Annotated in this window: 1 protein-coding gene; it reads right to left on the bottom strand. The window is 50.5% G+C overall.

Annotated elements, in window-relative coordinates; genetic code table 11:
- Positions 1-541, bottom strand: a 541-nt coding sequence (recO, locus tag R7Q48_RS30200; protein WP_318134092.1) for a DNA repair protein RecO, incomplete at its 3' end; no start/stop codon positions are given.
- Positions 542-548 lie beyond the last annotated feature (7 nt).

Genomic DNA, 548 nt, shown 5'->3' with positions numbered 1-548 from the left:
TTACCGATGCGATAAATCCCTTTTGTTCTCGGTAGCGGTACGTCATCTCAGGATCGACCGGCTCACCCGTGCCAGCACAGTGCAAAAAGTCGACGCCATAGCCCATTGAAGAGAGCAAAGCCAACTCAAAACGGCGTAATGCGGGTTCTGGGTTTTCACACTGAGCGAGCTCGGTTAAGGCATGCAGGTAATCATGAAACAGTGCAGGCATTGGGACTTCTGCCATTAGCACTCGCCCAACGAGCTCGTTGACGTACATGGCTGAGTACAGGTTCATCCCAAACAAAGGTAAACCGAGGCTGATAGGCTCTGCTTGGCGCAACGTTTTCATCGACCCTTTACCAGACCATTTAAGCAATAGCGGCGTAAAAGGTTGCAGTGCGCCTTTTAGATTGGAGCGTTTACTACGCGCGCCCTTGGCCATTAGCGTGCTACGACCATATTCCTCGCTAAATACATCAAGGATTAAGCTCGATTCACTGTAAGGGCGTCGGTGCAGGACAAAGCAGCGTTGAAAACCTTCTGCGGATGAGTTGCTCATCTAAATC

This window comes from Vibrio sp. 378, assembly GCF_033339435.1.
The sequence above is the reverse complement of the archived record's forward strand: the minus strand, read 5'-3'. Positions and strand labels throughout refer to the sequence as shown.